Genomic DNA, 15,067 nt, shown 5'->3' with positions numbered 1-15,067 from the left:
AAATTTTCAGAGGAGGTGCAATTGTGAGAGATATTAACTCAATGAGCAAGTGGGGATATATTATAGAAAATGTATTTTGGGCAATATATGCGATATATTGGTATAAGCTGCTTTGTTTTACCAATATATTTATGTTTGATGACGATATTTCCAAATGGATATTGTATTTAATTGTGGGGGTTTTTGTTTTTATTGGAATTGCCTTAACAATGGAGCGTAGAAGGAATTCTGTTAATACTTTTATAAATATTGCACTTCCATTATCTATTTACACAGCTATTGCGTATTATAATTATTTGGGAGCATTTATTATCTCAGTTTTAGTGATAGCTATATTTGTAAGTGTAGTATACATTGCAATGACAAAGAAGTTTTCAAGTTCATTATCAACCAGAAAGCCCAAATATTTTAACTTTAAACGTTTCAGTATTCTTGGAACAAGAACGATTGTAACAGCTTGTTCAATGCTCGTTGTCGTTTATTTGTTGGCAACAACAGTAACAGGTATACAATTGTTCAGACCAAGTAATGCAAAAGCTGAAAGTGGTGCTCAAAGCTTTGTTGAGTATTACGAGGATAATGCCGCTACTTTTGATAAACTCGAACAGAATACGTGGGATAAGTTGACACCAAACGAAAAATTAGATGTTCTGCAAGTGGTTTGTAATGCAGAGAAGGCAAAACTAGGAATTCAGGAACCTATCTACATCAAATCTAAAGCCTTTAAAAGCAATCTTTTAGGAGAATACATATATCAGGACAATACAGTTTTGATTAACATTAAGCATCTTGAAGAAGATAGTTCTTATTCTGTGCTTTCTACAGTGACTCATGAATGCTATCATAGTTATGAAAGAAGTCTGGTAAATCTATATGACAATGTGGATGATGAACAAAAGAAGTTGATGGCGTTTGATCGTGCAATACAATATAAAGAAGAGTTTGCTAATTATAAAGATGGTGACAGCGAAGATTACTATTGGCAAGCTGTAGAGGAAGACGCACGAGAATATAGTGAGAAGGCAGCGGAAGATTATAAAGATAAAATACTAAGTCATTTGGAAAATAGTGACTAAAAACAGAACCCCTGTCATTAGGGGTTCAAATTTATTTTAGGGTGTTTTAATCCATTGTTTATGTTTATCTATAATGATATCAGCTACTTCCTGCGGAGAAAGGTAGGAAGTATCAACAATCAAGTCATAATTGTTTTCATCATTAATATCAAGATTATAAATCATCTTGTAGCGTTCTGCTTCAATTTGCTGTCTGTCGGCTAATTTATCTAGCGCTTCTTCTACAGATAAATAGCTTTCCTCTTGTGACTTTCGGTTATTAAAAACTCGTTGAGCAGCTGTTGCAGGATCAATAGTTAAGCGCACTTTAAATGATTTCGGCACAAAATGCCATGCTAGTCTTGAATCAAAGATAATGTTCTCTCCATTATGCTCAGTTGCGAATTCTACAATCGTATTATCAATCAAATTGTCAACAGAGAAATCTTCTTTTGATTTTTTGTTGAGTTCTAAAGTGGATATCTGCATTTGATTTGCGATTTTTCGTTGTATACTTCCGGTATTAAAAACCTCAAAATCATATTGTTCTTTTATAAGCGCACATACCGTGCTTTTTCCGCTGCCAAGATGTCCATTGATAGTGATAAACATAAATCCCATCTCCTTCTGACTCCTATTATATAATAGGATTTGAAAAATACAACCCAAATAATTTGTTAAGGAGAATGAGGAAATGGATAAAGAGTATATTTTAAACTATGTAAACGAAATCAATAAAGCAATGGATACCAATGTGAAAGTGGAATTACAAGAAGCAACATTGTATAGATATGCTTTATACGCAAATTGCATAGAAAATAAAATCATTTGTTGGAGTGAACTTTTTAACAATCTTTCAGAAGAGCAGAAAAAGCTACACATCATTCACGCATATACAATCCTCTTAGACGCACAGATATCACGACGCGGCTCCATAAATGAAAACGAAGAATTTGTTCAGCTGTTGATTAATCCCAATAAACTTGCGAGAGTTATCTGCAGATTAATGAATGTTTCATTTTTAAATTATGAAGAACTTCAAATAGAGATACACGAGGTAAAAGCGAGATTGTTTCCTTTTCCCGATCCGAAAGGAACATTTTATAAAGTAGGCGATGAAGTTCGTGAAGGAATTGTCAAATTTAGAATAGACAATATTTTTATGGATAACGGAGATGTTATGATTACGGCTACATCTCTTAATGGTTTTTCGAATAATAAGATTATCATGAAAAAAGAAACAGAGATGATGAGATATTACAGAATAACGAAGCCGGTAGAATTTGAAAACAATTAGGAGGGTGCAAATTGTTTATTAATAAAAACAATCGACAGGAAGTTCTTAAAGATATACTTTCGTATATTGAAAGGTTCGATAAGCAAACACGCAAAAAGTTGTTAAACAACGGTTTTGAGAAAATGATAAATAACTTTAAATCTCAGGTTGAATATGATACAATCTCTATTGAGTGTAAAGAGGCTGAAATCGAATCCCTTCTTTTAGATTATATCTATATGTTATCATCAAAGAAACACATCGTTACATTTGTTGTCGTTGACAAAAAGAATTCTATTGATATTCTTAAAAAGCTCGAAGGAGTTCAGTATTGGTCAGAATCATATGTGGTTGTTCCGACAAATAAAAATGAAGATAAAATCAGAATCTACATTGCATTCTTTAATTCGTATTTTGCAAAAACATACGATGTGGATTTAGCGGCAAAGCTATTTTTGGATTGAGGTGACGATTTATAATGTATGACTATCATATTATCTTGGATTTTGAAATGAATCCTATTTCAAAAGAAAATGTACAAGCGTTTAATATACTTAAGAATGAGATAATTGAGATAGGCGCTGTTAAGCTTAATAGCAATTTGGAGATTGTTGATAGGTTTAATTGCCTTGTTAAGCCGGAACTGAATTACCAAGTTACACCTTATATAACAAGACTTACAGGCATAGAATCTTCATCCACTATGAAAGCAAAGATATTGGAGATTGCTTTACATGAATTATCTTTGTGGATTGGTGAAAGCAGTAATATAAGAATTTATAGTTGGAGCAATAATGATTTAGAACAACTTAGGACGGAGTGTGATTATAAAGGAATAACTTTCCCAATCAACATGAGAAAATGGCGTGACTTCCAAAAGGTGTTTCCGAGAATGATGAATATTACGCGTGAAAGGAAACAGATAGCTTTAAAAGAGGCTTTAAAGTATTTTGATATAAAATTTGATAACACAAAGGTACATAATGCTTTATACGATGCTGAAATAACCGCAGAATTGCTCATTCCAATCTTGAATGGAGAATATAAGAGCCAAGTGGAATGCGTATATAGCTTTACTCATTCAGCAGAAGGTGGAAACACTCTTGGTGATATGTGCGGCGGAGTATTAGCAGAATTACTGAAACAAATGCAGTTGGAAATAGCTTAATCACTATATGGATTTTATTGAAAAACCAAATAAACAGTTCTTCCTCTCATATATGGTAATATGACAATACCATATTATTGAGAGGAAGTTTTTTGTGTCAAAAAATGTTATTGTTAATACAGGAATGATAAGGCTAGATGAATACTCAAAAGCCAAAGGCTTATCGAGTATTTCCTTGATAAGACAAGCGAGAAAGGGTAGTTTGAAAACTGCCAAGAAAATCGGCAACAAATGGTATGCTGACAAAGTAGAATTAGATGCTAAGTACTACGAGTATTCTATAATACCTTCAGACGAGTATGTTACGCTCAAAGAGTATGCTGAAATTTATGGATTGGATTATAATTACCTAATTATTGATGTTCGAAATGGCAGATATAAGACACCGATAAAGAATGGAAAGCATTGGTATATAGATAAGAACGAAGAATCTGTATTATAAGTAATTCAGTTGTTATCTGACAGAAAATATGGTATAATCTTTATATAATTCTTTATGGGAGGAAATGATCATGCAGAGGTATCAGGTGGATATAATGAACAGTAAAAAACAAATCCAGAAATTCTATGCAGAAGAATACGATGATTATGTAGTGTTAAGGCAATACATTTCTAATGATATCAATTTTGTTGAGATTCCTTCGAAAATTAACAATAAAAAGGTAACCGTTATCGGTGATTCTTGTTTCTTTAATCATCCGGAAATCGTTGTAATAGTATTCCCTTCTACAATTGTTTCTATAGGTAAGGAAACTTTTGCTTTATGCAAGGGGATAAAAGAATTTGATTTACCCGATTCAATTACTGAAATAGGTGTTCACGCCTTTAGGGATTGCACCGGATTAAAGAAAGTTGTAATGCCCAAGCACCTAAAGATATTGAGTGCAGGTATATTTGCTTTTTGCTATTTGCCGACAGATGTTGAAATGATTTTGCCGGAAGAACTTGAAGAGATAGATGTTCATGCTTTTTATAGTGGAGGATCTTTTGAATTGATAATTCCCAATACGGTAAAGAAGATTGGTGTGGGTGCATTCAATTGGGGACCGAAAGTTATTACTTCACTTCCTTATGATAAAGGTTGGTATCTTGATTGGCCTTATGGGGAAAAGGTTATTCTGGGGAATGAACAAATTGGAGTCATCTCAGATCTTCAGGAGTTAGGAAACGGTTGTAATATATTAGAAGTAACCGTAAATCAAGAAAAATGTAAAGTTTTTTATCCCTGCATCCATGGAAAAGAATTCAGTTTTGAAGATGAGAAAAATCAGCGTATGATGGAAAATGACATCAAGGATAATGACGGAATTCAAGATACTTATGAAGCATGGCGTAATGGATTGATATAAGTGTGTTTGAATAATTAGGTAACAGTATTGTGAGAGCCATCATTTTATGGATTCCATGAAAATAGAACTACGATAGCCAATTGTGTAGTTGTTTGGATTATAAAAGGGGGGGAGAGGTTTATATGTTGTATACCAAACTTACTAAAAAAGCATTGAATATATCTTTCAGCGCCCATAAAAATCAGGTGGATAAAAGTGGTATGCCATATGTGTATCATCCGTTTCATCTTGCTGAGCAGATGGACGATGAATACTCTACCTGTGTAGCTTTGCTTCACGATGTGGTTGAGGATACCGATATCACAATAGAAGATTTGAAATCCGAGGGCTTTCCGAGTGAAGTGATTAATGCGATAGAGTTGATGACTCACGATGACAGCATACCGTATCTTGATTATGTAAAAATAATTAAAACAAATCCAATTGCAAGCAAGGTTAAATTAGCTGATTTGAAGCACAACAGTGATTTGAGCAGACTTGATGTTGTTGATAATAAGGCGATTGAAAGAGTTGAAAAATATAAGAAAGCAATTAATATTTTAACTTGTGCTGAATAGAGGAAATACATATGCCAATTCAAATTGTAAGAAATGATATCACAAAGATTAAATGCGACGCAATTGTGAACGCTGCAAATTCCTCGCTGCTCGGGGGCGGAGGAGTTGACGGTGCGATTCATCGTGCAGCAGGGGAGAAGCTGCTCAAAGAATGCAGAACCCTCGGCGGCTGCAAAACGGGAGATGCAAAGATAACGAAGGGATACAACCTTCCCTGCAAATATGTAATTCATACAGTCGGACCTGTATGGAACGGTGGTAAGTTCCAAGAGGAGGAGCAGTTAATCTCGTGCTATCGTAATTCTCTGAGCTTAGCAAAGCAGTACAAATGTGAATCAGTCGCCTTTCCGCTAATATCCTCAGGCGTTTACGGCTATCCTAAAGAACAAGCATTGTACATTGCTATGAATGAGATCAGCAAATTTCTGCTGAACAACGAAATGCTTGTATACATAGTTGTTTATGACAAGGATAGCTTCAGAATCAGCAAAAAACTGATTGACGATATAACGGAATATATAGATGAGTGCTATATAGAGGCACATTATGTGGGAAGAAGCACAAGGCTTACTACATATCCTCTTGATGAATGTCGCCCATGTGCAAGCCCTCAAAGCAGTATGATGCGAGACTTGTCGGATGTAATCGGCAGTATTGACGAGAGCTTTTCTGAAATGCTTTTGAGAAAGATTGATGAAAAGGGAATGACGGATTCTCAGTGCTACAAAAAGGCGAATATTGACCGTAAGCTGTTTTCAAAAATCAGGAGTAATCCGAATTACAAGCCGAGCAAGACGACAGCAATCGCATTTGCGATAGCACTTGAGCTTTCTTTGGATGAAACAAGGGATTTGCTCTTAAAGGCAGGCTATGCACTTTCCCATAGCAATAAATTTGATATAATTATTGAGTTCTTTATAAAAAGGAAAGAATACAATATCTTCAGAATAAATGAAGCGTTGTTTGAATTCGACCAAGTTTTGTTGGGACAATAAAATTGTCGCTTCGAAAGCGACCAAATAAAAACCTCCAAAAGTTATAATGTTATCAAGGTCAAAGACCGAACGATAAAACTTTTGGAGGTTATTTTTATGAAAAACAACATTACAGAATTGGTATTCATTCTCGACAGAAGCGGCTCGATGTCAGGACTTGAAAGCGATACTATCGGAGGCTTTAATTCGCTCATTGAGAAACAGCGTAAGCAGGAGGGAGAGTGCTTTGTCTCAACCGTTTTGTTTGATCATGTAAGCGAGGTTTTGCATGACCGTGTGAGACTGTCAGAGATTAAGAAAATGACTGAGGATGATTACACGGTTCGCGGATGTACAGCGCTTGTTGACGCTATAGGCTGTGCAATCCACCATATCGGCAATATCCATAAGTACGCAAGAAAAGAAGATGTACCCGAAAACACTATGTTTGTTATTATGACAGACGGATTGGAAAACGCAAGCCATATCTATAGCAGCGATCAGTTGAAGAAAATGATTAAACGCCAGAAGAAAAAATACGGTTGGGAATTTCTTTTTATAGGAGCAAATATTGACTCAGTTGAAACCGCGGGACGCTATGGAATCGGAGCTGACAGATCTGTAAATTACCATGCCGACAAAGAGGGAACAGCGGTAGTTTTTGATACCGTAGCCGAAACGGTGTGTTCAGTAAGAGCAAGCAGACCGTTATCTCCCGCATGGAGTGATAGAATAAACAAGGATTACAATAGTAGGAAATAATAAATTACAACTTATGTAAAACAAAATTATAGTAAAAAGGGGCGAGTTCAAAGCTCATAATGAGTTTTGAGCTCGCCTTGGTATTTATATAGAACTTGACAGTGTTTTATAATAGGCTGTTTAATAATATCACTTAAACTTATTTTCGACAAAATAATGTAAGAACAACTGCTATTATGTTTAGTGGTGGAAATTTTTACAAAATACGTTGACTTAAAATCTTATTTAAATAGAAAAAACGAAATATTAAGTAGAATATTCAGCAATTTTAGCGTTGTATTGTCAACTGACGATGCAGCGCTTTTTTGTTCGACAAATTCATCTCATATGTTATGTGATTTTTTGTTATTTCTCTTTATTTTTCACAGAAGCAGAAAAATCCGTGCTCCTCCGGTTCAGTTTGAAACTAAAGAATTTCAAATTGAATGGAGGAACTCATTTTGAGTAAAGATATTTCTGATAACTATGAATGCAGAATCGAAGAAGAAAATGGAGTAATTAAATACTTCGCAAAATTAATTATTGATAACGATTCGGATATTGAAATAGAAATCAGTGAAGAAGTTTATAACGAGCTTAATAAAAACCATAGAGATGACTCTGCTCAAGGCAGAAAAGCTCGCAGACATAACGAAAAGTCCGAAACGACAGAGAATAAGCTGTATGAAAAAAGTTTATTCAAGTCTATCGCCATGGATGAGGCGGTACTGAAGAAAATTAGTAATGCAGAATTACATAAGGCAATAGACAGCCTGAAAGAAAAACAACGTAGGAGAGTGTATATGTATTATTTTGACGGATTGAAACTTAGAGAAATAGCAGAATATGAGGGCTGTTCTTCTACAGCGATATGGTATTCGCTATGGTATGCAAAAAATAATTTACATACCATGTTGTATAAAAAGATTATTGATTTTTAGTTAAAGTGCTGAAAAATTAAAATTTAATAAATTTTTTTAAAATTACACTTAAAAAATCTGCTCTTAGTGTCCAAACAGGTGGAAGCGTTAAAAACTTCTGCCTGTTTTTCTTTAACTCGCCGGAAAGAAGAGCAGGATGTTGTTTTTTGAAAATTTAATATCAGCATTTAAAATACTTTCTTTCTGTTGTGAGCTACAGAAGCGAACACCGTTGGTCTTCAGGACTTCGACTCGGAGAGGCATACTCCGAGAAAGCCAAAACCAACAGAGAGGATAATGATACTTCCGCATAGTCACAGTCCGAGCGTGATAAAACCGTCGCAGGCAATGAGTGTGGCTGCGAGAGAACCTCGCAGTAGCTGAAAGGCTAATGGAGTCAAATGCATGACCTTTTAAGTGTTCCCGTTGTCCGAGGGGGATTGAGAATAAATACCGGACAAAGGACAGTTCCTTTGCAGGACTATACTATATATTGATGCAAAAGCACACCATCAACTCCCAGGAGGCTCGGATCTGTGTGCTGACGGAGATATATGTGCAGAGTGACTGTCCAATCGTGCAACATTAGAAATAATGATTGATAATATAAGGCATCAGCCAAGTGGTTGTTGCCTTATACATATTTAAGAGGTAAATTATGATTCATAAAGGTGACGTGTATTACGCTGACTTAAATCCTGTCAAAGGTTGTGAGCAGGGTGGAGTCAGACCAGTAGTAATTTTACAAAATGACATCGGAAATAAATACAGCTCTACCACGATAGTTGCTCCTATGACGACCAGAAAGAAAAGTTATGTTCCTATGCATGTAAAGTTAAAGGAGAGTTTTCTCACTAAAAACTCGACCTTACTTTTAGAGCAAATAAGAACAATTGATAAAAAGCGGTTGATTAAAAGAATAGGAACGCTTTCATGGAAGAGCCAAAACGAAATTGAAAAAGCATTAGACAAAAACTTCTATATATAAAGGAAAGGAAATAAAATGATAGGATTTATAATTGGATTGTTTGTAGGCGCATTCTTAGGTGTTCTGATTATGTGCCTTTGTAATGTAGCTTCGAGAGCAGACGAAGAAATGAACAAAATAGAAATTGGAAAAAAGAAAGGTGGTAACGAATGACATTTGTTCCGTTTGAAAAAAGAAACGATGTTGATCAAGACCATGTTATGAAGATAGGAAGTGTGACAGTTTTCTTTCTTAAAGAATGTGAGCAAAGTGGAATCCAAAAAGCTGCTAAAAGACTTGCGGATGCCTATGAAAAAAGAATCAAGCCTGCTGCGTAAAAACAAATATTTAATGTTCGCACCTCATTGGTCTGGATATTAAAAGTATTTATGGTATAATGAACATAGACGAGAAATCTCGTTATCTGAATACAAACCCGTTAGTGTGGGGTGCGAACAAGAAAGAAAGGATTGATTAGATGTTCACACCAACCACACAGAATACAATTAAATTTACATATCAGTTAAATGCTGAATCTCAACTAACTTGCAAATCACGTACTAATATAATCACTGAACCGCTCGCCACAGTTCAAGAGAATAATAACATATGTGGATTTAGGAAGGGGGATTCAAAATGATTCAACTGAATCGTAGAACTCCCGAAAAGAAAGTTGGAGAAGAAAAAGCATTCAAAACTGTGTATTGTCTCTACCGAGTTTCGACCAAAGGACAGGTTGATAAGGATGACATTCCGATGCAAAAGCAAGAATGTAGAGAGTTTGCGGAACGTCAAAATGGATGGGTGCTCAAAAAAGAGTTTATGGAAAAAGGTGTTTCAGGCTTCAAAGTTAGCGCCGAGAACCGTGACGCAATCCAAGAACTCAAGGCAGCAGCAGAAAGACACGAATTCGATGTTCTTCTCGTATTCATGTTTGACCGACTTGGAAGAAAGCAAGACGAAACGCCGTTTATTGTAGAATGGTTTAACAGTATGGGCGTAGAAGTCTGGTCAACCAAAGAAGGTCAACAGAGATTCGAGAGTGAAGCCGATTATCTCATCAACTATATGCGTTACTGGCAAGCCGGTGGTGAGAGTAGAAAAACCTCCACAAGAGTTAAGACACGACTCAGACAGCTTACCGAACAGGGTATATATACAGGCGGTACAACACCGTTTGGATATAAGCTCGTAAAAAGCGGACAGGTTAACAAGCGTGGCAAGGAACTGATGACGCTTGAGGTTGAACCAAGAGAAGCAACAATCGTCAAAACCATCTTCGATAAAACGGTGGCTGAAGGGGCAGGAACCTTCGTAATGGCTCAATATGTGAATTCAAGGAAAATCAAAACCCATAAAGGCAGCGAGTTTCAGGCAATCACAATCAAGCGAATTCTTCAGAACCCACTCTACTGCGGATTCATAGTCAAGGGAGAAACTATATCACCAAGACTTGAACATCTCCAAATTGTCGAAGATGAAACCTACAACCGTGCTCAAGAGATTCTGCAAGCCAGATCTTATAAAGCAGAGGAAAAAGAGGACATCGCCCGTTATACAAAAGCCTCCTCAATGTTATCCGGCACCTTATATTGTGCCCATTGCGGCAAGAAGCTCAACGCTACAAGTTATGTTGACCACTACACCACAAAGGATGGAGTCAGACATGAAACACCAAGACGTTTCCGATATATCTGTTCAGGAAAAGCAATGAAGAGAAACGATTGTGACGGACAAAGTGCTTATGTAGCAAGCAGAGTGGACAGTCAGGTAATAGACTTTATGCGAGAGTGCTTTAAAAGGATTAAGCTGACGCCGAGAGATGTTGCTCTCGAATCAAAATTCAAGGCGCAGATGACTGATATAAAAAAGCAAATCAAAACCCTCGAGAAAGAAACCGAGTCCCAAAAGATGAAACTCGGTGAATTGACAGAGGAAATTGCCAACGCGCTGATAGGGGATAGCAAGTTCACTCCGGATGTATTAGCTGTAGCAATCGAAAGAAGTAAAAAGAAGATTGCTGACAACAAAGCCGAAATTAAAGAACTTGAAATCAGATTAGCAAACGAAGAATCTGAAATGGGCAGGATTGATTATTACTATAACCAATTCGTAAGCTGGGCTGATGAGTTTGACAAAGCATCACTCGAAAGAAAGCGAATGATAGCTGACGAATTACTAAGCCAAGTGTCCATCTCCAGAGGATACGAAATACAAATCTTAATGAACGCTTCATATCAGCAGTTCTTGGCATCGTAAGCAGGGGTTGACAGAATACACCAAAGCGTGTATAATAACGCAAGAATAAAACTGCAATCAGGTACGTAAACTGTTGCAGTGCGATATCCCTCAAGGCAACAAACCATTTACTATGATGTACGAATTAACGTCTGCGAGAGCGCATGACTGTTAATCATGATGTCACTGGTTCGAGCCCAGTTGGGGGAGCCACAAGAGAGTAGAGTTTTCTACTCTCTTTTTTTTATTGATATGGTATAATTTAAATTAAGCAAATTTGATTTTCTGGAGTGATGAAATGTTTGAAACAAAACGTTTGAGAATAAGAAATATGACGACTTATATTATGGTTTTTGAAAAACGGTAAATTGATTTTAAAACTGAGAACTTGTTGTAAGCTGAAATGGAAGGTGTTACTCAAACTTCTTAAATGATGTTGACCGTTGCTTTGGACTAAGATATAATATTTCTATGACTAATCGGTGTTTGCACAACCGGTATTTAGAGGTGGGGTAGGAGTAAAATGTTTGAAGACATTTTCTATGGTAGAAAATTGAATATAAATAATCTGAAATGCTATGGCTTTGAATTAAAAGATAATTGCTGGATTTATGATACCGCCATTATGGAAAATACTTTTACATTGCATATTTTTATTTCTGAGAATGGGAATGTTGAAACAAATCTTATCGAAAACGAGACGAATGAACCTTATATCTTATACAAAACCAATGCAACCGGAACTTTTGTTGGAGAAGTGAGAGCTGAAATAGAAAGTGTCCTTAGGTTGATTGCTGATGAATGTTATGAGTTGTCTGTGTTCAAAGCGGAACAGGCGTTGGAGATAATTGACTATGTGCGAGATACTTATGGCGATGAGCTTGAGTTTTTGTGGGTTAAATTCTCAGACAATGCTGTATGGAGGAGAAAAGACAGCAAAAAATGGTATGGTTTGATTCTAACAGTATCAAAAGATAAACTTGGCTTACCTTCAAATGAAGTTGTAGAGATTATTGATTTGCGCTTGCAACAAGAGCAAATGAACCAGACCATAGATCACAAATGCTATTTTCCAGGCTGGCATATGAATAAAAAGAGTTGGTACACCATTATTTTGGATAAATCGATATCTACTGAGGAAATTTGCCGCAGAATTGATGAGAGCTATAAATTAGCTAAAAAGTAACCATCAGATGAAAATTTTGGTATCGGCGGAAAAACGATTGACAAAGTTAAAGAAGAATATATGTAGACCCATTGACAAATCCCGGTTTATCAATTACTTTTACAAGCCAATTAAATTTGACCACAGATAATGCTGTGTGTATAATAAAGATAAAAGCGTGAAAGGAGAACAAATATGTCAATCCCAAATGATCCGACTATTTTGTTATCATATATTAACACTCAGCTCAGGGACTTTTATCCTTCCCTTGAGGAGCTTGGAGCTGCGCTTTGCGTTGATTTAGAGGAGATAAAAAGCAAGCTTGCTTCAATAGATTATGAATACGACGCTGCGCTGAATCGTTTTGTTTAGCCCCACGCACAACGCCCCTCGGATAAAACCGAGGGGCGTTGTGTGCTGTTATTCTACTATTATCCGTGCTTCTTTGTTGAAACAAACTGCACAATTATACCTATTATTGACAAAACTGCGCCGACAAGCATTATCGGCCACGAAAGACCAAGAAATTTTGCTGTTGCAGCTGCGGTGGGCAAACCCGGAACTGCTGTTGACGCAGGAAATAGCGAGAACAGCGAATGTGCAAAGCCAAAGCTTCCGCTGATTGCCGTTGTGATTATAATAAACGGACGAAGCAGAATAATTGATAGTACGCCTGCTATTATTCCTGCAACAATTGACAGTATAAGAGTTAGAATTGGTATGTCAATAAATGTTGACAGCGCCGAATAGGTCAACAAAAATACCGAAACGCCGCACAGCAGAAATACTCCTGCCTTGTAAATGAAAAATGCAAGTGCGCCTAAAATAAGCGCAAGTACGATTGCACAAATAAGGGCGGCTCCGCTGTTGTTCCAGATAATGCTGCCGATTATGTAGCCGCCGATAAAACCGATTCCTCCGCCTGCTAAAGTTGACCACAGCTTTGTGAGCTTGTAGCCAAGAAAGATGCTCAGCGCAGAGAAAATCATTGAAATAACAACAAATATTGTGAATTGTTCCTGCGATTGCGGCTGAAAAGCCGAAAAGTAATTTGTTAAATATTCAATCATTTGTGACCTCCGAATTGAATTTAAATTTTGAAAAGAATAAATATATTCTATCAGTTATACAAGGTTTGTCAAGATTTGTCAGCAATATAAAAATAAAACGCCGCACCGCAGCATACTTCAACGCTGAGGTGCGGCTGTGTATTATTTTTGGAAACCACTTACAAGCTCAGAAAGCGTGTTGCTCTCTTCACCTGTGTAAATAGCAAGTGTGAAACTGCCTTCATCGTGGGCAAACGTGAACGGAACAAAATTAACTCCGCTTCTGGTTTCGTTAATTTCCATTACTGTGTTCGGGTTTAGAATGTTCTGACTGTCATTCAAAATTCCGTAGCTGCCGTAAAGTGTTCCGTCAAAATAAAAATCAATGTCACCGACGCCTTCTGCTTTATCAAGCAGCTTGTAATTAATCTCAATCGCATTGTCGCTCTTTGGCTTAAATACAAGGTTTGGGTAATCCTCGTTTTTTATCTCTGGCTCAGGAGTATCGTCAGCTTTGCCAACGGTTAGATCAAGCTTAGTGGAATCCCAGGCAATTTCAACATCGTCAACGGATATTGAGGTGTAAGCCTTGTACTCGTTTTGAGGCTGACCTGAGGAGCCGTCAAAGCTTGAAGTAAAGCTGTCGTTGAGTGTGTATGATGCGTTGCCGCCGCTGCGGAAACGGGCTTCATCTTTGTAATTTAAATATGTAAGGGTAACACTGCCGAACTTAGCATTTTGCGGAAGAAATGACGAGGTGTCAATTGCTGAAAAATCAGCCGTATCGTCAATGTATGAGCAGGTCACATTCACCGAGTAGTTGCCGCTTGTCAGTATATCGTCGGCGGTCTTATCGGTAATGCTTAAATACCCCTCGTAATCGTTGCCGTTTATATCATCCGGAACAATGTTTGCAAAAATCTCTGCAGTAATATCAGCCGGAGTGCTGTTTGGCAGAGCTGCCGCCGCACGCTGCTTGATCATTTCCTTGACGTCATCGGAATTGTAGTTGTCAAGACACTGCTTTGAGTCTGTGTTTACAAGTATATAAAAGTTTTTGTCATTTACCGTTGCCGACGCTCTTACATAATTGCTTGCCTTGCGGCTGCCAAGTGCGCTTTCCTTTGGCGTGTAGGTTATGCAGCTTAAGCTGTTCACTGTGCCGTTTTCATAGTTAGACTTCAGATATTCCTCGGCGATTGTTTTAGAAACGCTTTCGTTTTCTTTTGCAATCTTGTTCTGCTCATTGCTCATACAAGAGCAGCCAAACAGTGTGGAAGCAGTCAATATAAAAGCCAAAGAGGTTAAAATAAATCTCTTTTTCATATTAATATCCTCCGAATGCCGATAGCAGCATTAATGCCGGTCCATAGTTTTTTATCCGGCAACATTGTCGCTGAAATACGGCAGATAAATACACAATAATTATACACTTATGAAATGTAAAAATCAAATAAAATTTTGTAACCAATTTTGTGGGGGTGTAGGATTACAATTGATGTGTTACAAAAAGCAAAAAAAGTATAGCGAATAGAGAACCTCTGTGTTACAGTTAAGTTGCTAAACCAAAAAAGCAACAGGAGGAATCTATCCGCTATGAAAACTGTA

General features: G+C 36.9%; 19 protein-coding genes. 16 read left to right on the top strand and 3 right to left on the bottom strand.

Features of this window, described 5'->3' with window-relative positions; genetic code table 11:
• Nucleotides 1-23 precede the first annotated feature (23 nt).
• Nucleotides 24-1,076, top strand: coding sequence for a hypothetical protein (locus tag GMA13_RS07280; RefSeq protein ID WP_255910710.1), 1,053 nt, complete (start codon nucleotides 24-26; stop codon nucleotides 1,074-1,076).
• Between the two features lie 36 nt (nucleotides 1,077-1,112).
• On the opposite strand, the gene GMA13_RS07275 is transcribed toward GMA13_RS07280, so the two are convergent.
• Entirely contained in the window at nucleotides 1,113-1,667 is a 555-nt protein-coding gene (locus GMA13_RS07275) for a cytidylate kinase family protein (protein WP_255910708.1), read from the bottom strand.
• 82 nt (nucleotides 1,668-1,749) lie between these two features.
• On the opposite strand from GMA13_RS07275, the gene GMA13_RS07270 reads away from it, so the two are divergent.
• The 15 genes from GMA13_RS07270 to GMA13_RS07200 all read left to right on the top strand — a co-directional run bounded on the left by GMA13_RS07270 (nucleotide 1,750) and on the right by GMA13_RS07200 (nucleotide 12,782).
• A complete protein-coding gene (locus GMA13_RS07270) occupies nucleotides 1,750-2,352 on the top strand; it encodes a hypothetical protein (RefSeq protein ID WP_255910706.1) in 603 nt (200 codons plus the stop codon).
• A gap of 11 nt (nucleotides 2,353-2,363) precedes the next feature.
• Nucleotides 2,364-2,795, top strand: a complete 432-nt coding sequence (locus GMA13_RS07265; protein WP_255910704.1) for a hypothetical protein — start codon at nucleotides 2,364-2,366, stop codon at nucleotides 2,793-2,795.
• 14 nt (nucleotides 2,796-2,809) lie between these two features.
• Entirely contained in the window at nucleotides 2,810-3,499 is a 690-nt protein-coding gene (locus GMA13_RS07260; RefSeq protein ID WP_255910702.1) for a 3'-5' exonuclease, read from the top strand.
• A gap of 94 nt (nucleotides 3,500-3,593) precedes the next feature.
• On the top strand, nucleotides 3,594-3,941 hold the full coding sequence (locus GMA13_RS07255) for a hypothetical protein (RefSeq protein WP_255910700.1): 348 nt from the start codon (nucleotides 3,594-3,596) through the stop codon (nucleotides 3,939-3,941).
• A gap of 94 nt (nucleotides 3,942-4,035) precedes the next feature.
• Nucleotides 4,036-4,848 carry a leucine-rich repeat domain-containing protein gene (locus tag GMA13_RS07250; protein ID WP_255910698.1) on the top strand — a complete coding sequence of 271 codons (813 nt, stop codon included), beginning with the start codon at nucleotides 4,036-4,038 and terminating at the stop codon, nucleotides 4,846-4,848.
• A gap of 122 nt (nucleotides 4,849-4,970) precedes the next feature.
• Nucleotides 4,971-5,405, top strand: a complete 435-nt coding sequence (locus GMA13_RS07245; protein ID WP_255910695.1) for a GTP pyrophosphokinase — start codon at nucleotides 4,971-4,973, stop codon at nucleotides 5,403-5,405.
• A gap of 11 nt (nucleotides 5,406-5,416) precedes the next feature.
• On the top strand, nucleotides 5,417-6,400 hold the full coding sequence (locus GMA13_RS07240) for an O-acetyl-ADP-ribose deacetylase (RefSeq protein WP_255910692.1): 984 nt from the start codon (nucleotides 5,417-5,419) through the stop codon (nucleotides 6,398-6,400).
• 96 nt (nucleotides 6,401-6,496) lie between these two features.
• Nucleotides 6,497-7,141 carry a hypothetical protein gene (locus GMA13_RS07235; protein WP_255910688.1) on the top strand — a complete coding sequence of 215 codons (645 nt, stop codon included), beginning with the start codon at nucleotides 6,497-6,499 and terminating at the stop codon, nucleotides 7,139-7,141.
• Nucleotides 7,142-7,581: 440 nt separating this feature from the next.
• Entirely contained in the window at nucleotides 7,582-8,061 is a 480-nt protein-coding gene (locus tag GMA13_RS07230) for an RNA polymerase sigma factor (RefSeq protein ID WP_255910685.1), read from the top strand.
• A gap of 637 nt (nucleotides 8,062-8,698) precedes the next feature.
• A complete protein-coding gene (locus tag GMA13_RS07225; RefSeq protein WP_305119716.1) occupies nucleotides 8,699-9,028 on the top strand; it encodes a type II toxin-antitoxin system PemK/MazF family toxin in 330 nt (109 codons plus the stop codon).
• 15 nt (nucleotides 9,029-9,043) lie between these two features.
• Nucleotides 9,044-9,181, top strand: coding sequence for a DUF3789 domain-containing protein (locus GMA13_RS07220; protein ID WP_255910682.1), 138 nt, complete (start codon nucleotides 9,044-9,046; stop codon nucleotides 9,179-9,181).
• Nucleotides 9,178-9,345, top strand: a complete 168-nt coding sequence (locus GMA13_RS07215; protein WP_255910679.1) for a hypothetical protein — start codon at nucleotides 9,178-9,180, stop codon at nucleotides 9,343-9,345. Before GMA13_RS07220 ends, GMA13_RS07215 begins: the two co-directional genes overlap by 4 nt.
• Before the next feature lie 298 nt (nucleotides 9,346-9,643).
• Nucleotides 9,644-11,266, top strand: coding sequence for a recombinase family protein (locus GMA13_RS07210; RefSeq protein ID WP_255910676.1), 1,623 nt, complete (start codon nucleotides 9,644-9,646; stop codon nucleotides 11,264-11,266).
• A 502-nt stretch (nucleotides 11,267-11,768) separates the two neighbouring features.
• Nucleotides 11,769-12,431: an MmcQ/YjbR family DNA-binding protein gene (locus tag GMA13_RS07205; RefSeq protein ID WP_255884511.1), complete on the top strand. Its 663-nt coding sequence runs from the start codon at nucleotides 11,769-11,771 to the stop codon at nucleotides 12,429-12,431.
• A gap of 174 nt (nucleotides 12,432-12,605) precedes the next feature.
• Entirely contained in the window at nucleotides 12,606-12,782 is a 177-nt protein-coding gene (locus tag GMA13_RS07200) for a DUF4250 domain-containing protein (protein ID WP_255884512.1), read from the top strand.
• A gap of 59 nt (nucleotides 12,783-12,841) precedes the next feature.
• Here GMA13_RS07200 and GMA13_RS07195 read toward each other — a convergent pair whose 3' ends face one another.
• Together GMA13_RS07195 and GMA13_RS07190 are read right to left on the bottom strand one after the other, a co-directional pair.
• On the bottom strand, nucleotides 12,842-13,480 hold the full coding sequence (locus GMA13_RS07195; protein WP_255884513.1) for a TMEM198/TM7SF3 family protein: 639 nt from the start codon (nucleotides 13,478-13,480) through the stop codon (nucleotides 12,842-12,844).
• 141 nt (nucleotides 13,481-13,621) lie between these two features.
• A complete protein-coding gene (locus GMA13_RS07190; protein WP_255884514.1) occupies nucleotides 13,622-14,785 on the bottom strand; it encodes a hypothetical protein in 1,164 nt (387 codons plus the stop codon).
• Nucleotides 14,786-15,067: the final 282 nt, after the last annotated feature.

Origin of the sequence: Ruminococcus sp. zg-924 (assembly GCF_024433635.1) — a bacterium.
GTDB lineage: Bacteria > Bacillota > Clostridia > Oscillospirales > Acutalibacteraceae > UBA7067.
Note: the sequence above shows the minus strand (reverse complement) of the source record. Positions and strands in the feature narration are given on the sequence as shown.

Bases quoted from the DNA above. Each gene is read 5' to 3' on its own strand.
- GMA13_RS07260 (WP_255910702.1), top strand. From the start codon at position 2,810: ATGTATGACTATCATATTATCTTGGATTTTGAAATGAATCCTATTTCA.
- GMA13_RS07275 (WP_255910708.1), bottom strand. From the start codon at position 1,667: ATGTTTATCACTATCAATGGACATCTTGGCAGCGGAAAAAGCACGGTA.
- GMA13_RS07270 (WP_255910706.1), top strand. From the start codon at position 1,750: ATGGATAAAGAGTATATTTTAAACTATGTAAACGAAATCAATAAAGCA.
- GMA13_RS07205 (WP_255884511.1), top strand. From the start codon at position 11,769: ATGTTTGAAGACATTTTCTATGGTAGAAAATTGAATATAAATAATCTG.
- GMA13_RS07250 (WP_255910698.1), top strand. From the start codon at position 4,036: ATGAACAGTAAAAAACAAATCCAGAAATTCTATGCAGAAGAATACGAT.
- GMA13_RS07215 (WP_255910679.1), top strand. From the start codon at position 9,178: ATGACATTTGTTCCGTTTGAAAAAAGAAACGATGTTGATCAAGACCAT.
- GMA13_RS07245 (WP_255910695.1), top strand. From the start codon at position 4,971: ATGTTGTATACCAAACTTACTAAAAAAGCATTGAATATATCTTTCAGC.
- GMA13_RS07225 (WP_305119716.1), top strand. From the start codon at position 8,699: ATGATTCATAAAGGTGACGTGTATTACGCTGACTTAAATCCTGTCAAA.
- GMA13_RS07195 (WP_255884513.1), bottom strand. From the start codon at position 13,480: ATGATTGAATATTTAACAAATTACTTTTCGGCTTTTCAGCCGCAATCG.
- GMA13_RS07240 (WP_255910692.1), top strand. From the start codon at position 5,417: ATGCCAATTCAAATTGTAAGAAATGATATCACAAAGATTAAATGCGAC.
- GMA13_RS07235 (WP_255910688.1), top strand. From the start codon at position 6,497: ATGAAAAACAACATTACAGAATTGGTATTCATTCTCGACAGAAGCGGC.
- GMA13_RS07200 (WP_255884512.1), top strand. From the start codon at position 12,606: ATGTCAATCCCAAATGATCCGACTATTTTGTTATCATATATTAACACT.
- GMA13_RS07210 (WP_255910676.1), top strand. From the start codon at position 9,644: ATGATTCAACTGAATCGTAGAACTCCCGAAAAGAAAGTTGGAGAAGAA.
- GMA13_RS07220 (WP_255910682.1), top strand. From the start codon at position 9,044: ATGATAGGATTTATAATTGGATTGTTTGTAGGCGCATTCTTAGGTGTT.
- GMA13_RS07190 (WP_255884514.1), bottom strand. From the start codon at position 14,785: ATGAAAAAGAGATTTATTTTAACCTCTTTGGCTTTTATATTGACTGCT.